The following is an 18,928-nucleotide window of genomic DNA, read 5'->3' on the forward strand; positions in this document are numbered from 1 at the left end:
GACATGACCCGCCAAACGCCAACGCGGCAACGTGGTGTCGCCGCCGTCGAATTCGCCGTGGTGGCCGTGATCTTTTTCATGCTCTTCTTCGGCATTGTCGACATCATCCGGGCACTCTATATCTGCAATATCCTGCAGGAGGTGACGCGGCGCGCGACGGCGCTGGCCGTCAATACTGACTTCACCGATGCGGCGGCGATGCTGAACGTACGCACGCAGGCGGTGTTTCGCACGACGCCCGGCATGCTTGCATTTGCCGACCCCATCTCCGACGCTCACGTCAAGATCGATTATCTGCACATCCCGGCGACATCGGATCCCGTCCCGATCGGGACAGGATTGCCGGCAAGTCCTCAGCAAAACCGGATCAATTGCACGTCCAATCCCAACGCGGCCAACTGCATCCAGCTGGTCCGGGTGCGGATCTGTTTGCCTGGGGGCGCCAGCGATGTCTGCGATCCGGTGCCGTACCAGCCCCTGGCGTCGTTCGTCCCGTTTTCATTCGGCCTGCCCAGCGCGACCACCATCGCCCGGGCCGAGACCCTGGGCATGCCGCCCGGCGTGCCAGTCCCGACGGGCGGCAGCTAGCGTTTACAGGACGTCGGGCGCAGTGTCGCCTGCCAAACGGGAAATCGCAACCTTCGCGATGCGGCGATCCTCGACCGCGACGACTTCATAGCGCCAGCCATCGAGCTCGATGGCCTGTCCCGGTTCGGGCATCGACGCGAAGCGCGCCAGCAGGAAGCCGGCCAGCGACGTGTAATCGTCATCGCCCACCAGAGAATCGGTCTCGAGCACCTGTTGCAGCTGGTGCAGATCGGCCGCGCCATCGGCTTCCCACAGGTCCGGGCCCTGCGGCCGGATCGCCAGTTGCTCGTCCTCGTCCGGGAACTCCCCGGCGATCGCCTCCAGGATGTCCACCGGTGTCAGGAGGCCCTGGACGATCCCGAATTCATCCGTCACCAGCACCGGCTGGCCGTGTGCGCGCTTGAGCGTCTCCATCGCGCCCAGCACACCGGCCGTGTCGGGCAGCAGGATCGGCGCGCGCACGATGCCGCCGTCAGGCGCGGCGTCGATGCGCCCGTGCAGCATCAGCGCGCTGACCAGGTCCTTGGTGCGAGCAATGCCCACCAGCTGGTCCAGCTGGCCGCGAGCGACCGGCATGCCGCTATGGGGCGACGCCTGCAACTGGCGCAGGATGGTGTCGGCATCGTCGTCGAGGTTGACCCACGTGAGTTCCGAGCGCGGCGTCATGACCGAGCGGATCGACCGGTCGGCCAGCGCCAGCACGCCGCTGACCATATTGCGTTCTTCGGCGCCGAACGCTTCCGGCTCGGTCACCGGTTCATCCTCCGGTTCGGCATCGGCATCCACGTGCGCGCGCTTCTTGCCGCCCATCAGGCGCAGCACCGAATCGGCGGTGCGGTCGCGCAGTGGCACGCGCGCTTCCTGCTTCAAAAAATTGCGGCGTGCGAACTGGTTCAGCGCCTCGATCAGGATCGAGAAACCGATGGCTGCGTACAGATAGCCTTTCGGAATATGAAAGCCCAGGCCTTCGGCAACCAGCGACAGGCCGATCATCAAGAGGAAGCTCAGGCACAGCACGACGACGGTCGGATGCGCATTGACGAAACGCGTCAGTGGCTTGGAGGCCAGGATCATGACGCCGATCGAGATGACCACCGCAGCCATCATCACATACAGGTTGTCGACCATGCCGACGGCGGTGATGACCGCATCGAGCGAGAACACGGCGTCGAGCACGACGATCTGCGCGACCACGGCGCCGAAGCCCGCATACACGCGCGACCTGGTCTGCACATGCGTGACGCCTTCCATGCGTTCATGCAGTTCGACGGTGGCCTTGAACAGCAAAAATACGCCGCCCAGCAGCAGGATCAGGTCGCGGCCGGAAAACGCCATCGAGCCAAGCGCAAACAGGGGCGTCGTCAGCGTGACGAGCCACGAGACGATCGTCAGCAGGCCAAGGCGCATCAGCATGGCCAGGGACAGGCCAATCAGGCGCGCCTTGTCGCGCTGGTGCGGCGGCAGTTTGTCCGCCAGGATGGCGATGAAAATCAGGTTGTCGATGCCCAGGACGATTTCCAGGACAACGAGCGTGAGCAGACCCGCCCAGATGGTGGGGTCGAATAGCCATTCCATGTATTACCTCTTGTTTGAATCAGTGTGAACGTGCAGCCGCGCGGGGGCGCAGCGAGGGTGTGCCAAAAATTGGCACAGGCAGGCGTCACACCGCGCGCGGTGGCTTGAACAAGGGGTGCCAGGACCGGCTGGCGTGGGACAGGAATGGGGGTGCGGGCGCGCCGCCGCGCACATCGGCCAGGCGCAGCGAGAGCTCTTCGTTGATGGTGTCGTGCACGTCGGCGCCGGCCGGCGGTTCATCGGGATCGATGTCGCAGTTGGTCTGGCAGTCGTAATTATCGGGCAGGTAGGCGTCGGCGAACACCGGCGCGGAGGTCAACTCAACGAGCGGTTCGGACGCGATGACGCGCTGCGCTGGTTCGGGCGGCAGCATCGCGGATGCGGCCATGGCCAGGGCAAACATGTTCAGGGGGAGCAGCAGGATCAGGCAGATGACGAATACTCGTCTCATATACAGGAGGGAACTACCGCAAAAAAGCCGGCGACCCGATCATTTTAGCATGGCCCCGCGCACGCCATTCGTGCGCGCCGCACGCACGGCGGCCCTCTTGTACAATGGCCGCCACCTTACCCACCGGCCCTGCCGGGAAGCATCCGATGCACACATCTGCCCAGCGCATGAGCGCGCTGCTCGACTATCTCGTCGAGCAGGCCAAAGACATAGATCCTTCCGCGTTTACGCTCGCGAAAGTCACCGAATTCAAGAAAACCTTTACCGACCTGTCGACGCTGCCGTGGATCGAATTCAACGTCGAGACCGAGCAAGATGACCTGTGGCTGCGCGTGCACCGGCTCGAGTCCACATCGCCGCCGTTGCTGGCCGATCCGGCGCTGGCGCCCTATCTGGTGATCGGCGCCGACCCGTCCGGCAATTCGCCGGCGCTCAATGAGGCCACGCTGGCCGATGCGCGCCATGACGACGCCGCCCATGCCACCGGTGACGACGCGATACAGCGTGTTGAAGAACGCGATGCAGAGCGCCGCGCGCGCGTCGCGCAGGGGCTGGCTGCCTACCTGCCGCCGTGGCAGGAATGGGCGGCGCGCGAGCGTCCGCGGCGCCAGGTGATCACGCTGTATGCGGACCTGTTCGCGCTGAAGGCCCGGCTCGAATCCGAAGAAGCGGCGCGTCCGCTGGAACTGGTCTGGGGCATGGGCCTGTCGTCGTGGCAGATGCGCACCCCGGCGCCTGTCGACTTCCATTACCCGCTCATCACGCAGGCGCTGGAAATCGACATCGACCCGACCTCGCACGCCATCGGCCTGCGGCCCCGCCAGCTCGACGCGCACCTGGAACTCGATGCGTTCGCAGCGTGCGGCGTGCCTGGTATCGGCGACGTCGAACGCGCGGCGCGCAGCCTGCTGGCCGCGCGCGGCGACAGCACGCTCTCGCCGTTCGCACCCGAGATGATCGAGCCGATCCTCAAGCTGATCGCCGGCCAGGTCAGCGCCGACGCGCGCTACGACATGGCCGCCACACAGGCGCCGCCCCCTGGCGAGCGTCTCGTCGTCACACATGGCTGGGTGATCTTCGCCCGGCCGCGCGCGACGCACTTCCTGATCGACGACATCGCGCGCCTGAAAGACCGCGTGGACGACGCCGACGCATTGCCGGACGGGCCGCTGAGCCTTGTCACGCCGCCCGGCAGCGCGGTGCTCGAGCACGAGCCGATCGCGTTTCGCGGCCTGTCCGGCGGCGCCGTCAATGCCGGCGAGCCGCGCGAGCTGTACTTCCCGTTGCCGTACAACCGCGAGCAGGAAACCATCGTCCAGCAACTGGAACGTTCGCCCGGCGTCACGGTCCAGGGCCCGCCCGGCACCGGCAAGACGCACACGATCGCCAATATCATCAGCCACTACCTGGCCTCGGGCAAACGCATCCTGGTCACGTCCAAGGGCGAGCCGGCGCTGAAGGTCCTGCAAGAGAAGATTCCCGAATCGATCCGGCCGCTGACCGTCGCCCTGCTCTCGGGCGACAAGGAAGGCATGCGCCAGTTCCAGGCGTCGATCGAAGCGATCATCCACACGCTGTCGCATCTGAACCCGCAGCTCGAGACCGAGGCGATTGCCGCGTGCCGTGTCGCGCTCGACCGCGCGCATGCCGAAACCGCCGCCATCGACACCCGCATCGACGAGATCGCGCATGCGCAGCTGGCCGCCGTCAGTGTCGACGGCGTCGAGATGCGTGCGCAGAAGATGGCTGAACTGGTCATCGACGGCAAGGACCGTTTCGGCTGGTTCGACGACGACCTTTCGCTTGCCCCGCACCACGCGCCGCCATTCGGCGACGAACAGGCGATGGGATTGCGCGAGGCGCGGCGCCGGCTCGGCGCGGATCTGGTGTACTGCAATGCGCGGCCGCCAGCAGCCGACGCCCTGCCATCGGCGCAGACCATCGGCCGTCTGCACGACACACTGCTGGCCATGCGCGACATTGAGCGCGATGAAGCCAGCGGCGCGCTGCCGCCGCTGCGCGCGACCACGCCCGACGTGTTTGCCGCCGCACAGGCGTTGCAGACGGCGCTGGCCGGCGCCATTGCCACCGCCGCCGAGGTCAAGGCTTCGGGCGTCGACTGGGCCCACGCCGTGCGCCTGAAATCCCGCCAGTCGCAGTTCGTCACCGAGCGCGGCGCGTTCGAGGCGCTGCTGCCCGAGATGGATGCGCTGCTGCGCGCACGCGCCGAATTCATGCAACGCCCCGTCACGGCGCCGACCGAAGCACTCGGCAATCCAAAAGCCGTCGACGCCATCAACCGCGCCGTCGAGACGGGCAAGCCGTTCGGCCTGCTGTCATTCGGCGGCGGCGACGTCAAACAGCAAATTGCCGCGATCCGCGTGGCCGGCCTGGCGCCGGCCTCCAGCGACGACTGGGCCCACGTGCAGCGTTACGCCGCGCTGCAGAACCGCCTGCACTCGTTCGCCGTGCGCTGGAATGCCTTCGCACCCGACCTGTCGCTGCCGGTCCTGGTGGCCGACGTGGCGCAACTGCGCGCCATCGAGCAGATCCTGACCACGGCCCGCGCCGCGCATGCCCAGGCAACCACGCACGACGTGCAGTTGCCGAGCCTGGCCCAGGCGGTGTTCAGCCAGCCGCCAACGAACGACCTGCTGGGCGGCGAGGCCGACCTGCTGCGCGTGCGCGACTACCTGGCGCGCCACCTCGCGCGCGCCGGTCTCGAACAGGCCCGCACCGCCATGGCCGCGCTGCATGGCGTGCTGGCCGGGGCCGATGGTCCCGTCGGTGTGCGTCTGCGTGACTTCGCCGGGCAGACGCTGGGCTCACCAAGCCTGGCGGCCGACACGGTCAGTGCCGACTATGCCGCCCTGCTCGCGGAACTGCGCCGCATCGCTGCGCTGGCGCCCGACCTGGCCGCCGTGCGCGACCTCGCCGAACAGGTCGCGCAGCATGGCGCGGCGCGGCTTGCGACACGCTTGATGACCATCCCGGTCGACGCCCACGGCGACGACGCCGTATTCCCCGTGCGCTGGCGCGATGCCTGGACCTGGGCACGCCTCAAGAGTTACCTCGACGGCATCGATGCCCGCGACGAGATGCTGGGCCTGGCCGAGCGCCGCCACGAACTCGAACGGGGCCTGGCGCGCCTGTACGAACAACTGGTGTCGAAATCGTCCTGGCTGGCCACGCGCCGCCTGGCCGGCCAGAACGTCCTGAGCGCGCTGGAAACCTACCGCACGTCGATGCGCAAACTGGGCAAGGGCACGGGCGTGAATGCGGGCCGCTACCGGCGCGATGCGCAGGAAGCGATGGTCAATGCGCAGGCCGCCGTGCCGTGCTGGATCATGAGCCATGCCCGCGTGTCCGAAACGCTGCCGGCAACGCTCGGGGCGTTCGATCTCGTCATCGTCGACGAGGCCAGCCAGTCCGACCTGTGGGCGCTGCCGGCGGTCTTGCGGGGCAAGCAGCTCCTGGTGGTTGGCGACGACCGCCAGGTCTCGCCCGAAGCGGGCTTTGTCTCGGCCGCCAAGATCACCGACCTGCGCCGGCGCTTTCTGGCCGGCCAGCCATTCGAAGCAGTGCTCACGGCCGACATGTCGCTGTACGACATCGCCTCGACCGTGTTTGCCGCCTCGAAGGTCATGCTGCGTGAGCATTTCCGTAGCGTCGCGCCGATCATCGCCTACAGCAACCGCGTGTTCTACAAGGGCTTCATCCAGCCGCTGCGCATTCCCAAGGCGTCCGAGCGGCTCGATCCGCCGCTGATCGACGTGTTCGTGGCCAACGGCTACCGTGAAAACAAGGGCCTGAACCGCCCCGAGGCCGAATTCATCGTGACCGAAATCGACGCCATCCTGCGCGATCCGGCCTATGCCGGGCGCACGCTGGGCGTGGTGTCGCTGCTGGGGCCCGAACAGGCGCAGCTCATCGACAAGATGGTGCGCTCGCGCTGCGACATGGCCGAACTGGTCAAGCGCAACTTTGCCTGCGGCGACGCGCGCCTGTTCCAGGGCAGCGAGCGCGATATCATGTTCCTGTCGATGGTCGCCGACAGCAAGCAGCACCACGCGCTATCCGGCGTGCAGTTCGACCAGCGCTTCAATGTCGCCGCCTCGCGCGCGCGCGACCGCATGTACCTCGTGCGCTCGGTGAAGCTCGAAGAGCTGTCGACGCTCGATTTGCGCCGCACGCTGGTCGAGCATTTCGCCAAACCGCTCGAAGCCAATGAAGAAGCCACGAGCCTGATCGAACTGTGCGAATCCGGTTTCGAGCGCGATGTGTACACGGAGCTGTTCGAGCGCGGCTACCGCGTCATTCCGCAAGTGCCGGCGGCCGGCTACCGCATCGATATGGTGGTAGAAGGTGCGCACGACCGGCGCCTGGCGATCGAGCTCGATGGCGACGACTTCCATGGGCCGGACCGGTGGCAGGCCGACATGGGCCGCCAGCGCGTACTCGAACGTGCCGGCTGGACCTTCTGGCGCTGCTTCGCGTCGACCTGGTCGCTGCAGCGCGCGACGATCCTGGCAGAGTTGCTGGCGCGCCTGGCGGCGATGGGCATCGAGCCGCTCGGGGCCCTGGCGCGCACGCCGCTGCTGGTCGAATACCGCGAATGGGGACGCGATGCGCTTACCGGGGAAACGCCACCGTCACCACACAGCCCTGAGCATCTGCCTTCCGGGCAATCATGACCGTGGCCCCATGCTGGTCGGCGATCTGGCGCACGATGCTCAGGCCCAGGCCGGCGCCCGACTTGCCACCGGGCCGTAGCCGGTAATAGGGACGGAACACGTTTTCCGTTTCCTCGTCCGGCACCGGGTCGCCATCGTTCGACACGCGCAGCAGGCATTGGCCGTCGGTGCAGTCGATGGCCACGTCGATATCGCCGCGCGCCAGGCCATGCCGGGACGCGTTCTCGATCAGGTTGCGCAGCAGTTGCTGCAGCCGGTACGGGTCGCCCTGCACGCTGCAATCGTGCGTGGCGGACAAGCCGAGGGACTGGCCGCGCCTGTCGAGCAAAGGTTCCTGCAGCGCCATCACGTCGCGGCAGACTTCTGCCAGCGAGACCTGGCGCTGCAACTGCATGTCGGTGCCGGACGCAAGCCGGCTGAAGGTCAGCAGCTGCTCGGCCAGCTGCGTCGTGCGCTCGAGCGCGCCCACCGCCTCGCCGAGCGACGCGTCACACTCGGCCTGATTGGCCGCCCGCAGCGCATTCTGCACATGCAGTTGCACCGCCGCGATCGGCGTGCGGATCTCGTGCGCCGCCGCATCGATGAACTGCTGTTCGCGCTCGAACGCGGCGGCTACCCGCTGCAACAGGCTATTGAGTTCATCGACTACCGGCGCCAGCTCGCGTGGCAGGTCGGGCAGTTCGACGGGCGCGAGCGACTCCGGCTCGCGCCGCGCGATGGCGTCGGCCAGCGTGCGCAGCGGCGCCAGGTTCGTCGCCAGCACCAGGTTGACCGCCAGCACCAGCAGGATGCCGCCGATGATGACGGGCGCCAGCACCGACGCCCCGAGCTGCTCGACCATTTCTTCACGCACCTCGTCCTTTTCGGCCACGACCACCCACACATGGCCCGATTGCAGCGCGAACACCTGCCACAGGGTCTCGCCCAGCAGCTTGCTGGTGTAGCCTGCCGCCAGTGGCGCGAGCGCTGCTTCCGGCGCCGACGCCGAGCGGGCCACGAGGCGCCCGTCGGCGTTCCAGACCTGGAAGGCGATCTTGTGTTCGTACGGGTGACCATACGGCGTTGCGCCGCCCGAATAGCCGAGCTGCTGCGGAATCTGGATGACGATGGGCGCGCCGATGGTGGCGGTTTCGAGCTGGTGGGCGACCAGCGTTTCGAGCACGCGCGCCGAACTGGCCAGGCGCGCGCTGAAAAATTCTTCGGACTCGTAGCGGGCGAACCAGTGGGCGGCCAGCGAGATACCCCCGAGGATCAGGAGCATGCACGCCATCGTGCGAACGATCAGGCGCCGGCGGATCGAATAGCGGCGCCCGCTCATGTGGCAGGATTGCCGATGCGGTAGCCAAGCCCGCGCACCGTCTTGATCAGCTCAGGATCGGTCTTGCGCCGCACATGGTGCACATAGACGTCGATGGCATTGCTGGCCACGCCCTCGCCCCAGCCGTACAGCGACGCTTCGAGTTCGCTGCGGGTAAACACCTTGTTGGGCTGCTCGACGAGCCGCCTGAGCAGCATGAATTCGCGGTGCTGCAGATCGATCGGCTGGTTTTTCCAGCTGACCGCCATGCCCGCGAGATCCAGTGCCAGGTCGCCAAAGCGCAGCTGGTTGACCGACAGGCCGGCACGGCGCCGCTCGAGCACCCGCACCCGCGCCAGCAATTCGTCGACATCGAACGGCTTGATCAGGTAATCGTCGGCGCCCAGGTCGAGTGCGACGATCCGGTCGCGCACCGCATCGCGCGCCGACAGCACCAGCACCGGCACGGCGTTGCCGGCGCGCCGCACCCGTGCCAGGACGTCGATGCCGTCCAGGCGCGGCAGGCCAAGGTCGAGGATGGCCAGGTCGAACGCATTGTGCTCCAGCGCGGCGACCGCCGCCACGCCATCGCCCACGTGTTCGACCGTATAACAGGCCCGCCCGAGGGCAAGCTTCAGGCCCGATGCCAGCGATTCGTCATCTTCGACAAGTAGTATTCGCATCCCGCGCGTCTCCAGCAGCTTGTTATTTGCGCTTGGCCGCGACCTGCGCCAGCAACGTTTCGGCTTCGGCCCGCCGTCCCGAATCGGCCAGCTTGCGGCCGGGCCGCGCCGGCGCCTGCAGTGCCTTGCGCAGGCAGCGCTCGGCGCCGGCAAAGTCACCCTGACGATATAAAAAGTCGCCAAGGAAGAAGTTGGCGTCGATGCCGTCCGGGTTCAGCGCCAGGCCCTGCTGCAGGTACTCGCGCGCCTTGTCCTTGTCGCCAAAGCCGATCGGCCACCCCGGCACCTGATAATACAGGCTCCCGAGGCTCGTGTACGCGGAACCGCCCAGCGCCTTCGGGTCGGCCTGCAGCGCCGCTTCGAAGTCCTTCTTCGCCGTTTTTGCCAGGCCCAGCGCGCCCAGGCCGCCCTTGGCGCCGGCGTGGCTGGCCACGACGATGCCATGCCAGATCAGCACCCCGGCGCTGTCGGGATAGCGCGACAGCACCGTGTCGGCCTCGGCGCTCAGCGCCTCGAATGCGCGCTCCTGTCCACCGGCGGGCGCGCCGTACTTCACTTGTTCCCAGCGCTGTTGCAGGGTAGTGACGGCGTCGTCGGCAGGTGCGGCCAGGGCGACGTTGAAGGCTGCCATGCCCAATACGAATGTGGTGAGTGTGCGATGCGATAATTTCATGATGACCTCGGTTGTGCGCGCCGGACAGGCGCCGGCATGTGTTTGCGAATGACAGGCAACTGGCCCCGGATGGCCCGGTCGGGCAAGGCGGGCAGCAGGTGGTTCAGCAGGACCAGCAGCGCTTCCTTGAGCCCCGGCTTGTGCTCCCACGCCGAACCTTCGATGAACGCGCATAACTGGCGCGCCACATCGGCCGGCTCGTCCAGTGCCACGCCCATCTCGGCGTTCATCGCCTCGACCGGTCCGGTATTGATCGGCGTGCGGGTCGCGCGCGGGATGAAATGCCGCACCTCGACGCCGGTATCGGCCAGCTCGCGCCGCAACGCCTGCGTGAAGCCGCGCAGGCCGGCCTTGCTGGCGCAGTAGCCGGCAAATCCGGGGTAGCCAAGATAGCCGAACAGCGAGCCGACATTGATGACCTGCGCGCTCGATGCGTTGCGCAGCTGTGGCAGCAGTCGCTGCGTAAGCAGCATCGGCGCGAGCAGGTTGACCTCGAGCAGGTTGCGCAGCGCCGCCGGATCCTGGCTCTGGAACGCATGGAAGTCATTGATGCCGGCGTTGTTGATCAACAGATTGACGCCGCCCAGCTCGCTCGCCGCCGCGACCACCGCATCGAGCGTGGCCGCCTGCGTGGCGTCGCCCACGACGATCCGCACCAGATGCGGTCCAAGCCGTGCACGCAGCGTCTCGAGCACGCCGCGGTTACGGCCGACGAGCACCATCGACGTGCAGTACGGCGCCAGGGCCACCGCAAGCGCCTGGCCGATGCCCCCGCTCGCGCCGGTCAGGACCAGCCGCCATTTCATGTGCGCCATGCTAGACCCCGGCCAGGCTGGCGCTGCGCTGCGGCAGGCTGCGGAAGATGTCGCCGTACAGGCGATACATCATGCGTGCACTGTGGATGATGGCTTCGCGGTCGGCGGCCCGCTCGACCCGGTTCATCAGGCTCACGAAGAATGCGACATGGGCCAGGTCGAGACTGCCGTGCGACGTCAGGTAGCTGAACGCTGCGTCCGGCAGATCCAGGCGCAGCTGGATGGTCTGCGCGGCCTGCGTGGCCAGCGCGGTGCTGGTACCTTCCAGCACATGCACCATGCCGAAGAAGCAAAGCGGGTTGCCGCGGTCGATGCCGTGGTAAGCGTAGGCCACCATCAGTTCGGTCGCCGGCAGCGGCCGCGAATCGCGCGCCAGCTTCGGGTCGCCACCACAGGCGGCGATATCGGACAGGATCCACGCCTCGTGGCCGATTTCTTCTTCGATGTATTCGGCAATGGCCTGGCGCAGCCACGCCTGCTCGTCACCCAGCCGGCTGCCGCATGCCATCATCAACGGGACCGTGTGCTTCACGTGGTGATACGCCTGCGTCAGGAAGGCCACGTACTGGGCCAGATCGATGTCGCCCGTCAGTGCCTGCTGTATCAGCGGCGTGCCCAGCAGTTGCTGGCGCTGGGGTTCGGTGTGCTGGCACAGGATGTCGTAAAACTGCATACATTGCTCCTTCAGGATTGGTAAATTTGTTCGATGTGCGCCGCGCAGCGCAAGCGCGCCGTGTCGCGCCGCAGGCGTCCGTTGACGGTCGCGGTGCCATCGGCTTCGCTGAACGGCGCGGTACGGAACCACGCGCCGATGCGCGCATAATCGGGCAACTCCTGGTTGACCCGTTCGACGGCGGCGTCGATCACTGCATCCGGCGCATCCGCCTGCAGCGGCACGATGGCCGCCGCCAGGTAAGCGCAGGCGTCGCCGACCACCATCGCCTGGGCCATGACGCCCGTGCCGAGCAGCAGCGACTCGGGCCACTCGGGCGATACGTTGCGCCCGTAGGCGGTGACCAGCACATTGTTCTTGCGACCGTCGATGTACAGGTAGCCGTCGGCATCGAGATGGCCGATGTCGCCGGTGCCGAGCCAGGTTTCCTCGCCAGGCGTGCAGGTTCCGGACGCCTGGCCCAGATAGCCCGCCATGACGCCGCCACCGACTTCGATCTCGCCGTCCGGCGCGATGCGCACGCTGCGATTGGGCAGCGGTTTGCCAGCGCTGCCGATCCGCGCCTGCCCCGGCAGATTGAGCGACACGACCGAGCCGCACTCCGACAGGCCGTAGCCTTCGTACACGGGGAAACCCCTGGCCTGCGCCGCCTCGATCAGCGCCCTGGGCGTCCTGGCCCCGCCGACGGCGATGAACTTGAGACTGGCAATGCGTGGATCGTCCGGCCGCACCGCGCCCACGAGCGCCTGCAGCATTTGCGGCAACAGGATCACGCTCTCGGCGCGCGTGGCGGCAATGGCGGCAAGACAGATACCGGGATCGAACGACGCCGCGCCGCGCAGACCGGTCATGGCCAGCGGCAGGCTGATATTGAGCGCGCCCGACAGCATGGCCGTGTAGGTACCGGCGATGTTTTCAAGCAGGACCGACAACGGCAGCAGGTTCAGATGGCGCCGGATCTCCAGGCCGGCCAGGGCATCGGCCAGCACCTGCGCCAGCGCCCACTGCTGGCTGGAACCCAGGCACACGCCTTTTGGCTGGGCGGTGGTGCCCGACGTGAACGTCACTTTCTGCACGCCGTGCGGCACGGTGCCAGGCAGCCTGGGTCCCGCATGCAACGCTAACGCACCGGGCGTGGCAACCGCCTTGGTGTAACCGAGCGCGCCCGCCAGCGCCGCATCGGCGCAGAACAGCCCATCGACGGCGGCCTGCGTCAGCGCATGGCGCCACTGGGGGGGCGTGAAGAACGATGGCAGCGGCACCAGCGTCATCCCTGCCTCGTGCACGGCAAGGTCGATGGCAATCCATTCGGGCCCGTTATCGGCCAGGATCGCCAGCGCAGCTCCCGGGCGGAAGGTCGCGCGCAGCAGTTGCGCCAGCGCCTCGACACGCTCGATCAGCACGCCAGCGCTCCAGGTACCGTGCGCGCCTTCGAGCACGGCGCCGCTTGGGGGGAGATTAGCGCGCCAGTTGATCATGACCGAATCCAATATTGCCGAACATGACTTGCGGATGGGTCGCGTAATAGCTGCCCCATGCCCCCTGCGCCTGCCCCAGGCGCGCCGGATCGGCGTCCGCCAGCACCGACGGCGCGAGCCGCAGCCGCGCGAATGAATTGAGCAGTGCGCGCGTGGCGGTGAACGTGACCCAGATCAGGCCCTGGCAATGCAGCTGGTGCGTCATGGCCACGATCAGCGCGCGCGCGGCGCCCGCATCGGTACTGGCCAGATTGCCCACTTCGACGATGCTGCCGCGTGCGACCGGCCGGCCGGTGCGCGCGCCGATTTCGGTCTCGACGGGGCCGTCCAGATAATGTTCGAGAAACAGCCGGCCCTCGCCCGCCAGCGAATAACCGAGCGCCGCCACCCAGCGCCCGGCGCTGTCGCGACGGCCGGCGAGCGTATGGCAGAAATGCTGCAGGGTGGCGCCATAGACGCGGGCAAACTCGGCGGCGATGAAGGCTTCGAGCGATGCGCGTTCCGGATGGTCCGGCGCCACGATCTCAAGATGGCGCCCGGCCCCGGCTGCGGCGGGTGGCGTGGCGCTGGCGCGGGTCGCGCATGGCATGGTGGTCGACACTGGTCACTCCTTTTGTTGTTCCCATGGCGAAACTTATGGGGGCAACATTAAGGCCAGATTAATCGACGTTGGCAGTGCGGAGGGTCAGCGGGACAGTGCCCGTGGCCGGTGCTTAGCGCCAGGCGCTGTCGGCCCCGGCATCGAAGACGAGAAAGCGCGACGGTCCATCCCTGAAATTATTATCCGAGGCGATCACCAGCGAACGGTGGCCGTTGGCCAGCCTGGGCCCCCATGCCATCGCCTCGTAATTGTCGGACCACCCAGCCGGCAGCTGCGCATTGCTCAGCAACTGGCGCTTGACGGCCGGCCGCACGCCAGCGGCAATCGGCGCGTCCGGGTCGAGCGCGCTGGCGCCCTGCAGGTCGACGTCATACAGGCGCACATCGAACGTGAAATCCTGCGCCGTCTGGCGGCCGGCGCGCTCGATGATCAGCAGGCGGCGGGGCCCGATGGCCAGGACCTCGGCAATGCCGTTTTCGCTGTAACCGCCCGGGCGGCCCGGCGGCAACACCGGCTCGAGCCGGTACGCATACTGCGCCAGGATGCGGCCCTGCCGGTCCAGCAGGCTGAGCCGCGTAAACGCGCCCTGGCCCGGCGCCGACGCCTGGCCGTCCTGGATCAGCGCACCTTCCATTGCCAGCCACAGGTGCTGGCCATCGGCACTGAAACTCAGGCCCTCCGGCCCCGCATTGCTGCGCCCACCGGCTTGCGCATCGGGCTGGATCTGCAGCGCCGGGGGAAATGGCGGCGCGCTGAGAGGCGCGCCATCCATGCCGGTACGGGCCAGCAGCATCGGAGAGCGCGCGGCGCGATCGCCTTCGCCGGCAAACCAGAGACTGCGCTCGAGTGGATCGATGCGCAGCGTCTCCAGGTCGGCCACCTGCCCGGGCTCGCCGCGCCGCGCATACGGCGCGCCGCCAGCCTGCACCAGCGGCTGCATGCCGGTGATCTGCACGCCCGCGACGCGTTGCGCGTCGTAGTCGATGCGGGCGCGGTAGAAACGCGTCGGACCATGCACGCCACGATCGTCGCTGATGATGAGCCATTGTCTGGTCACGCTGTCGTAATCGATGCCGGACAAGCCACCGACGCGCGTCTCGCCGACGCGCATGTCACCCGCCAGTTGCGCGGTGCCGATCAGGCGCAGGTTGGGAGAAGGCGTGCTGCAGGCAGTGAGCAGCAGCGCAGCAGAAATGGCGAAAAGCCGGCGAATGAAGGTCATGGCGGTTTGCGAAAATTCCGGCGCACCCGCCGGCAAACGGCCATTATCCCTCAAGCGCCGGCCCTGCCGCCAGCCTGCCCTGCCTTACATCCTGAAGCGCAGGCTGACGCCATACGTCGTCGGGTTGTAGCGGATATCGCGCGGCTGGTACTGCCCCAGCGAGCTTTCATACTTGGTGCGCGTCAGGTTGATGGCGTCAAATTGCAGCGACACGTTGTCGTTGATTTCATAGCCGATGCTCAGGTCGACGAAGGTCGCGGCCTTGACCACGCGGTCCTGGCCGAACGGCGCTTCGGCGATCTGCTCGACATAATCGCCCCGGCGCGTGGCGGCCAGGCGGCCGGTGAAGCCGCTGCCTTCGTACAGTAGCGCAAAGTTGTAGCTCTGGCGCGAGACGCCGGTAAGCGCCGTCGTCGTGAACTGGTCGCTGTCGAACGCGGTGCGCGACTGGTTGTCGCCATCGATGTAGGTGGCATTGAACTGTGCACCCAGCCCGCTCCAGGCGCCCGGCAGGAAGTCGGCAAACTTCTGGATGCCGAATTCGGCGCCGCGCAGGCGGCCCTTGCCGGAATTTTGCGGCCGGTTCACGCGGTAGATCTGGCCGTCGATGCTTTCATCCTGCGTGAAGTTTTGCTGGTAACCCTTGATATCGCGGTGAAACAGCGCGATCTGCGCGTAGCCGTTCTTCTTGAAATAGTACTCCAGCGTGGCGTCGAGGTTGGTCGACTTGGTCGGCTCCAGCAAGGGGTTGCCCGCGCCGCCGCTGCCCGCCACGTTGACCGTCGGCGCAATCAAGGACAGCGACGGATTGAGCGCACCGAACTCGGGCCGCGTGATCGTCTTGCCGACCGACAGGTGCGATTGCAGGTTCTCGCGCCAGCCGATCGTCGCCGTGGCGCTTGGCAGCACATTGGTTTCCGACGTCGACTGGTCGATGTCGGTGATCACGTCGCCAATGCGGCTCTGGCCGCGCAAGTCGCGGTTCACGCGCACGACGCGCACGCCGGCTTCGCTCTTGATGCCCACACCGGCGATCTCATGGTCCCAGCGCCCGGCCGCATACAGCGTGATGTTCTTTTCTTTCTGGTCGAACGCGCGCGCCGGGTCTTCGGCAATGCGCCCGCTGGCCAGGCCATAACCATTGCGCACCGCGTCAGCCTGGTCGATCAGGAAGTCAGCCGACGGGGCGCTCCAGGCGCCACCCAGGCGGTCCAGCCCCGGCACCAGGTGCTGGAAGGCCGGGCCAAAGGCGCCGATCGGCGTCGGGCGCGCCCCGGCAAAGTCGGCGTGGCCTTCGGCGCCGTGGTAGCTCGCCTTGCGCGACGACAGCCGCACGCCGCCCAGCAGCGCCTTGAAGGCGCCATCGCCCGGCATCCGGTAGACCGCGTCGGTGCGCCACTGCAGCTGGGTACCGGCCTGCTCGTTCCAGTTCTGCACCATCCCGCGCAGCACATACGCATTCGGGTCTTGCAGCACATTGGCGTTGCCGCCCTTGGTGATGGCATTGAAGCCGCCATGGCCGTCGGCGCCATACGCGTACACATTGGCGCTCACGCCAGGCGCCTGCTGGTCGACGATCAGCGTGTCGTTGACGAACTTCGAGCGCGTATAGCCCACCTGCGACTCGACCGACAGCGGGCCCTCGAGGTACTTCAGGCCCAGGTTCAGGTAGTGCGTGGCGGTGCGTTCGTTCTGGCCCCAGGTGCTGGTGGCGGTGTACGGCTCCCAGTCGTTGGCGCCGCCGAACTGCGCGGCCGGCGCGGTCGCCGACAGGATCGGACAGATGACGCCCAGCGACGTGGCGCAGCCATTGGCTTGCTGGCCCAGCGTCACGCCGGTCAGGCGCGGCGCCGAACCGACATTCGAAAACGCGTAGTTGACGGCGTTGCGCCCCTGGTAACCCATGCCCAGGTATTGCGCGGTGGCCGTCGTGCGCGGATTGATCTTCCACTGGAAGGCGCCGTGCACGCTCTGGCGTTCGCGCGCGCCTTCGTTATAGGTGCCGCCGATATGCGGCAGCTGGCCCAGCACCTCGCCAGGGGCGAGCGGTGCGAACGGCGCCGACTCGCCCAGGCGCGTGGCGCTGCCGTCGGGCCGCACCGAGAACACGTTCGACGGCCGGTCGTTGTACTGCACCGGATAAGCCCAGTTGTCGCGGTTGACCGCGACGTCGAACAGCGCGCCCATCTCGCCAAAATCGGTATCCCAGCGGTTGCTGACCAAAAAGCCGCCGCCCGGGCTGTGCTTGTCGGCCGTATTGCCGCTGCCGTTGATCTGGTTGACGCGGTCTTCGACATAGCCGGTGGCCACGAAGCCCTTGGCGTCGAACGGCGCGCGCAGGCGGATATTCACTGCGCCGGCGATGCCGCCTTCGAACTGGTTCGCGGTGGCCGATTTGTAGACTTCCATGCCGCCAATCGACTGCACCGGCAAATCCTGGTACGCCAGGCGGCGCCCGGCGGCAGTGAAGATCTCGTTGCCGTCCAGGGTCGTGGCGACGTCGGGCAAGCCGCGGATGGTGACGTTGCTGGTCTCGCCGCGATCGCGCCCGACCTGCACGCCCGCCACGCGCTGCAGCGCGTCGCCCGCATGGCGGTCGGGGAACTTGCCGATGTCGTCGGCGTTGATCGCATCGACCACCTGCGCCGCATCGCGCTTGATGTCTTCGGCCGTGCGCAGGCTCTGGCGCAGGCCTGTCACCTTGATTACGGTGGGCGCGGCCGGGGCGGCATCAGCAGTTGCGTCCGGCGCCTGGGGGGCCGGCGCCTGGGGTGCCGGGGCCGGCGAGTCGGTGACGGCCTGCGCGAAGGCTGGCGCGCCATACGAGGACAGCAGCATGATGGCGGCACATACCGCCGTGAGGTTCAAACGGCGCATTCGTTCTCCTGGAGTCTGCATGGATCGGGCGCGCCGCGACCGGCGGCGCCTGAAATGTGTCTTCATAACGCAGCAGGATGCCATCCAGTTGACATAAATACACCAGAAAAATGTTTTCCTCGAATTGACTCGTCCGTGAAATGTGGGAATGTGCGAATAACTGACGCGTGGCGCTGACTATACTTGGCGGATATGCGCTCACGTCCGCCATCGTTGTCATCTTTCGGGAATCGCGTCGTGGGCATCGGCGTCGCCATGCTCCTGCACGCCGCCTTGCTGACCGCATGGCAGGCAAGCCGCCAACGAGCGCCTGACGACGAGCGGCAGGCGGTCTTCACCCAGTGGGTCCAGGTACCCGATAGCAGGCCACAGCCTGCCACGCGCGATGTCACCGCTCCCGCAGAACGCAGGCGTGTAACCGTCGCTGCACCAGCCGCCCGGACTGGCCAAGCGGTAGCGTCGGGCATCGAACAGTTCAGCGCCGAGCCGGACGTCGCCCTGCCAGCCGTTGGTACTGACGTGACGCCTGTTGAAGGGGGCGCGCGACTGAGCGTCGAGCAAGCCCTGCGCGAAGCGGGCGCCATCGAGCGCACGCTGCGCAAGAGCAGCAAGGCGTATATCGTCGCGCCACCGGACAGCCCGCAGATCCGCATGGCCCGCGGGTTTGCCGAGGCGGCGGCAGTCGCGCCGGGCCGCTGGTGGGAAGCGCCCAAGATCGTTGAACTCGTCAATGACGGCGGCGACGGCGCGCGACGCACGCGCGTCGTCACGGCTGGCGGCATCTATTGCATCACCGAGCGCTCCCCGGCAACGAGCATCGACATGATCGAAAAATTCGGCAAGCAGAGGATCACGAACTGCGGGCATGAACACGAGCAGCCTGTCAATGCCCAGGAATGGCGTACCGCGCGCGATTGACGCCGACCGGGCCGCGGGTCAAGCCGGCGTCTTGATGTCCTCGAGCGACTTGCCGGCGGCAAGCCATGCCTTGACCCAGGCCGGTTGGCGGCCACGACCGCTCCATTGCTGGGAAGGATCGTCAGGATTGGTGTAGCTGACTGCGGCGGCGCCTGGCTTTCCTGGTGCCGGCGCTTTGATCGCCAGCACCTGTTTCTCGGTCAGGCCGGCGTTGCGGGCGATGTGGAGGATCTGTTCGCGCGCCTTGCTGATGCTGAGGAAATGGTGCGTTTTGAGTGCATCGTTGACCTGTTCTTCAAGTGCGCGAAGTTTGGCCAGCGAATATTTGGAGAGGTCTTGCATGGTTGCAGGTTGCTTTAGAGTGAATGAAAACAGCACCCTAA

15 protein-coding genes are annotated in these 18,928 nt (G+C 67.0%); 3 read left to right on the forward strand and 12 right to left on the reverse strand.

The genetic code is table 11. From position 1 onward, the window contains the following. Positions 1 to 3: 3 nt before the first annotated feature. Positions 4 to 588 (forward strand): TadE/TadG family type IV pilus assembly protein, encoded by a 585-nt coding sequence (locus AC56LV_RS06600; RefSeq protein WP_499556581.1) that lies wholly within the window; start codon positions 4 to 6, stop codon positions 586 to 588. Between the two features lie 3 nt (positions 589 to 591). Here AC56LV_RS06600 and AC56LV_RS06605 read toward each other — a convergent pair whose 3' ends face one another. Continuing rightward, positions 592 to 2,163: a TerC family protein gene (locus tag AC56LV_RS06605; protein ID WP_499556582.1), complete on the reverse strand. Its 1,572-nt coding sequence runs from the start codon at positions 2,161 to 2,163 to the stop codon at positions 592 to 594. 85 nt (positions 2,164 to 2,248) lie between these two features. Beyond that, positions 2,249 to 2,614 (reverse strand): hypothetical protein, encoded by a 366-nt coding sequence (locus tag AC56LV_RS06610; RefSeq protein ID WP_499556583.1) that lies wholly within the window; start codon positions 2,612 to 2,614, stop codon positions 2,249 to 2,251. A 146-nt stretch (positions 2,615 to 2,760) separates the two neighbouring features. Between AC56LV_RS06610 and AC56LV_RS06615 the strand changes: the two genes are divergently transcribed. After that, on the forward strand, positions 2,761 to 7,308 hold the full coding sequence (locus tag AC56LV_RS06615) for a PDDEXK-like endonuclease domain-containing protein (RefSeq protein ID WP_499556584.1): 4,548 nt from the start codon (positions 2,761 to 2,763) through the stop codon (positions 7,306 to 7,308). Here the strand turns inward: AC56LV_RS06615 and AC56LV_RS06620 are convergent. From AC56LV_RS06620 to AC56LV_RS06660, 9 genes are all read right to left on the reverse strand, one after another. After that, on the reverse strand, positions 7,247 to 8,626 hold the full coding sequence (locus AC56LV_RS06620; RefSeq protein ID WP_499556585.1) for a sensor histidine kinase: 1,380 nt from the start codon (positions 8,624 to 8,626) through the stop codon (positions 7,247 to 7,249). The two genes, AC56LV_RS06615 and AC56LV_RS06620, sit on opposite strands and share 62 nt — an antisense overlap. Continuing rightward, complete coding sequence (locus tag AC56LV_RS06625; RefSeq protein WP_499454142.1) at positions 8,623 to 9,288, reverse strand: response regulator transcription factor; 666 nt, start codon at positions 9,286 to 9,288, stop codon at positions 8,623 to 8,625. The genes AC56LV_RS06620 and AC56LV_RS06625 overlap by 4 nt, the downstream gene beginning before the upstream one ends. Before the next feature lie 22 nt (positions 9,289 to 9,310). Next, the gene (locus AC56LV_RS06630; protein WP_499556586.1) at positions 9,311 to 9,961 is read right to left on the reverse strand and encodes a tetratricopeptide repeat protein; all 651 of its coding nucleotides are present in this window, start codon (positions 9,959 to 9,961) and stop codon (positions 9,311 to 9,313) included. Beyond that, positions 9,958 to 10,776: an SDR family oxidoreductase gene (locus AC56LV_RS06635; RefSeq protein ID WP_499556587.1), complete on the reverse strand. Its 819-nt coding sequence runs from the start codon at positions 10,774 to 10,776 to the stop codon at positions 9,958 to 9,960. Before AC56LV_RS06635 ends, AC56LV_RS06630 begins: the two co-directional genes overlap by 4 nt. A 1-nt stretch (position 10,777) precedes the next feature. Further along, on the reverse strand, positions 10,778 to 11,449 hold the full coding sequence (locus AC56LV_RS06640; protein ID WP_499556588.1) for an iron-containing redox enzyme family protein: 672 nt from the start codon (positions 11,447 to 11,449) through the stop codon (positions 10,778 to 10,780). Positions 11,450 to 11,460: 11 nt separating this feature from the next. Further along, positions 11,461 to 12,927, reverse strand: coding sequence for an AMP-binding protein (locus AC56LV_RS06645; RefSeq protein ID WP_499556589.1), 1,467 nt, complete (start codon positions 12,925 to 12,927; stop codon positions 11,461 to 11,463). Beyond that, entirely contained in the window at positions 12,908 to 13,528 is a 621-nt protein-coding gene (locus tag AC56LV_RS06650; RefSeq protein ID WP_499556590.1) for a thermostable hemolysin, read from the reverse strand. The genes AC56LV_RS06645 and AC56LV_RS06650 overlap by 20 nt, the downstream gene beginning before the upstream one ends. 112 nt (positions 13,529 to 13,640) lie before the next feature. Continuing rightward, positions 13,641 to 14,750, reverse strand: coding sequence for an esterase-like activity of phytase family protein (locus tag AC56LV_RS06655; protein WP_499556591.1), 1,110 nt, complete (start codon positions 14,748 to 14,750; stop codon positions 13,641 to 13,643). 84 nt (positions 14,751 to 14,834) lie between these two features. Further along, positions 14,835 to 17,627, reverse strand: a complete 2,793-nt coding sequence (locus AC56LV_RS06660; protein ID WP_499556592.1) for a TonB-dependent receptor — start codon at positions 17,625 to 17,627, stop codon at positions 14,835 to 14,837. 237 nt (positions 17,628 to 17,864) lie between these two features. Here AC56LV_RS06660 and AC56LV_RS06665 point away from each other — a divergent pair, with 237 nt between their 5' ends. Continuing rightward, complete coding sequence (locus AC56LV_RS06665) at positions 17,865 to 18,545, forward strand: hypothetical protein (RefSeq protein ID WP_499556593.1); 681 nt, start codon at positions 17,865 to 17,867, stop codon at positions 18,543 to 18,545. Positions 18,546 to 18,563: 18 nt separating this feature from the next. Here the strand turns inward: AC56LV_RS06665 and AC56LV_RS06670 are convergent, their stop codons facing one another. Further along, positions 18,564 to 18,887, reverse strand: a complete 324-nt coding sequence (locus AC56LV_RS06670; protein ID WP_499556594.1) for an H-NS histone family protein — start codon at positions 18,885 to 18,887, stop codon at positions 18,564 to 18,566. Positions 18,888 to 18,928 lie beyond the last annotated feature (41 nt).

The organism is Telluria sp. RB2R28 (genome assembly GCF_059685835.1).